The 2,663-nt window shown below is 67.0% G+C and carries 5 protein-coding genes and 1 pseudogene; all 6 read left to right on the plus strand.

What is annotated here, in order from left to right:
- Positions 1-392: nitrilase-related carbon-nitrogen hydrolase (locus AC2VON_RS08400; protein ID WP_486952539.1), on the plus strand; the 392-nt coding region annotated here is incomplete at its 5' end.
- 18 nt (positions 393-410) lie between these two features.
- The gene (locus AC2VON_RS08405) at positions 411-632 is read left to right on the plus strand and encodes a hypothetical protein (RefSeq protein WP_486952540.1); all 222 of its coding nucleotides are present in this window, start codon (positions 411-413) and stop codon (positions 630-632) included.
- An 11-nt stretch (positions 633-643) separates the two neighbouring features.
- Entirely contained in the window at positions 644-931 is a 288-nt protein-coding gene (locus AC2VON_RS08410; protein WP_486952541.1) for a hypothetical protein, read from the plus strand.
- 291 nt (positions 932-1,222) lie between these two features.
- The gene (locus AC2VON_RS08415; protein WP_486952542.1) at positions 1,223-1,771 is read left to right on the plus strand and encodes a hypothetical protein; all 549 of its coding nucleotides are present in this window, start codon (positions 1,223-1,225) and stop codon (positions 1,769-1,771) included.
- Positions 1,768-2,400 carry an RES domain-containing protein gene (locus tag AC2VON_RS08420; RefSeq protein WP_486952543.1) on the plus strand — a complete coding sequence of 211 codons (633 nt, stop codon included), beginning with the start codon at positions 1,768-1,770 and terminating at the stop codon, positions 2,398-2,400. Before AC2VON_RS08415 ends, AC2VON_RS08420 begins: the two co-directional genes overlap by 4 nt.
- Positions 2,401-2,467: 67 nt before the next feature.
- Positions 2,468-2,663: pseudogene (locus AC2VON_RS08425) on the plus strand (hypothetical protein); the annotation flags it as partial.

Consider the following 2,663-nt stretch of genomic DNA (forward strand, 5'->3'; position numbering starts at 1 on the left):
CCTTTTCCGACCTTCCCCGCCGCGAGGTGAACCTCGGCGCCCAGCTGCTGGCCTACCAGAGTTCCACCTCGACGTTTCAGGGCAGCTGGGCCCAACCGCAGTTGGCCAGCCAGGTTGCGGTGCACGCGGTCGAGGTGGGCCGCCCGGCGGTGCATGCCGGGCTGTGCGGCGTCAGCGCAGCCTTCGATGCGCGCGGCCACCGGCTGGCCTGGTGCCCGGCGAGCGATCGCGGCGTCGTCGTGGTGGATGTTCCGCTGGGTGCGCAGGCCACCTTGTATCAGCGATTCGGCGACTGGGTGCCGGTGCTGACGTTCGCGATCGTCGGCGGCGCCGTCGTGGTGGCAGTCGTCCGATCGCGAGCAAACGCAAGGTACCTTGCTTACGATCGATGAGCAAGCTAACCTGCGTACGTGGAGGTAGCGGACAACGCCCGCAAGCACAGCGTTGCCGACGAGGACATTGCTCACGCAGTCCGCAACGCCATCCGCGTCGTGCACCAGGGCGACCGCGACCTCTACATCGGTGCCGATAGAACCGGCCGTCTCCTTGAGGTCGTCGTCCTCGATGACGACGGCCAACCGGTGGCGATCCACGCGATGGCACTGCGCCCCAAGTTCTACAACCAGCTATAGAGGTGATGAATATGCCCCGAACCCGCGAACAGCTGCAGCAAGCCGCGGCAGCCGCTGAGCAGTGGCTCGACTCACTCAACCCGGAAGCTATTGCTTCGCCGGATTCCGATGCCAGTCGGCTGCGCCGCATCGGCGAGGCCGTGCGCGCCGTTGCCCGCGATCAGGCGGAGTTGGCCGACGCCGTCGCTGCGGCCCGCGCGCACGGACACACGTGGACTCAGGTCGCAACCATGCTCGGCACCAGCCGCCAGGCCGCGCAGGAACGTTACGGGGAGTTGGCCCGGCGATCCGGAAGGTGAGCCCAGCGATCCCGCATTCATCGATTCCTGACGACGGCAAAGTGGGGCCGCATCTCGACGGCCGGCCCACCCGCCGGCAGGTGCGCATTGTGCGGCCATTGAGATTTCACTTTCCAGCTAGCTCAGGTGCAGCCGCCGACAGTCCGGCCCGGGTTTTGCAAAGTCGGAAATGTCAGCGGTGCCGCGGCGCCAGATGCGCCGAGGGCGGTGGCCGTCGGCCGCCTCACGCCGCTCCTCGGCATGTAGTTGACATCCTTGACGCATACTGTCGACGTACTTGACGATAGTTGCTTGACTAAGGGGCAAGCCACGGTGACGGACCTCGCGGATTTCGAGCGCCAGATAATGCGCCTGGTCAGCCAGAAGGTTCACCAGAGGCTGCGGAAGGCCGGCGAAGCGCAGGTTCATCCGGAAGCATTCGGCGATCCGGAGCAGGTTGCCGACGCCATGGTGGCGGCGTTGCCGATGGGCCACGTTTTCGACGAGATATCGGGGCCGTTCTACGACACGCCGGGCCTTGTCCGGTGGCTAGGAATCTCCCGCCAAGCCCTGCATCAGCGGGTGGCACGGCACGCGATCCTAGCCTGCCCCCTCGACGACGGCGGCGTCGTCTACCCGGCATGGCAGTTCCTCGACAGCGGCGCGACGCTGCCGTCATTGACCGATGTGCTCGCGTCCCTGGCGGACGGTACCGACGACGCGTGGCTGATCGCGCTGTGGATGCGAGCGCCCAGCGACAACCTCGGCGGCAACCGTCCCAGTGAATGGCTGCGCAACGGCGGTGACCCGCAACAGGTGCTGGAGACGGCACGTCAGGCCGCATCGAGTTGGGCCGCGTGAGCGATTACCGCCAGCGCCCCGCACTTGGCCCGCCGCCACGCGACTTATCACGTTTCCCGCGATCGCGACTTGCGCCCGGCATGCCGCTGCAGCGGGCGCACACCGTCGGCAGGTCGCCGTGGTGGTTCTCCTCCGACTTGTCCGGGCGTTTCGACCTGATCCAACCCAGCGGGACATGTTATCTCGCCACGGATCTCGGCACCGCGCTACGGCAGCGATTCGGCCACGACCTGGTACGCCAGGGTGTGGTCACCGTCCAGGCGGCGGCTCGAACCCGCGTGTCGACGCTGCGGGTTCCGTCGGCGCGCTGGCTCGCGAACACCTGCGCGGCGGCCGCGGCAAACTTCGGCATGACCCGTGAAATAGGCACATGCCCGTCGTACGACATCCCGCAGGCGTGGGCGGCAGCCTTTTTCGACGGCGGCAAGCATTCGGGCATCCGCTACCAAACCCGGTTCAGCACCGGAGCAACATCCAACGCGGTGGCGTTGTTCGACGCTGCGGGACAACCGGAATGGCCCACTGATCCCGATCCGGTTCGCGGCGTCGAGGCGTGCATCGAAGCCGGCATCATGGTTGCCCACCGGCCCACCCGCCGGCAGGTGCGCATTGTGCGGCCACCGGCATGAGTCTCCACAGCATGCACCGAGCGCCCCACCGCGTTCGGCCGCGCCGCGCCATGGCCGGTCGGATCAAGTGAAAGATCGCCAGCGTCTCATCGAGGTCATCCGCGAAGTCGGCTGTCACGACACCCTGCGTTACGAGCACCGTCGCGCCGAGCATGAGCCGCTCCTAACGGTTCCCGACGCAATCGCCCGATGCTGGCCAAGGGCGGGCTCGTTGACGACTTCGCTCACCAACATGCTGCGTTGGCTGTCGGTGGTTCGGTGCA

It is taken from the genome of Mycobacterium sp. TH-M82 (assembly GCF_057473605.1).

Excerpts from the sequence above, each read along its gene's own strand:
- AC2VON_RS08410 (WP_486952541.1), top strand. The coding sequence starts at position 644 with ATGCCCCGAACCCGCGAACAGCTGCAGCAAGCCGCGGCAGCCGCTGAG.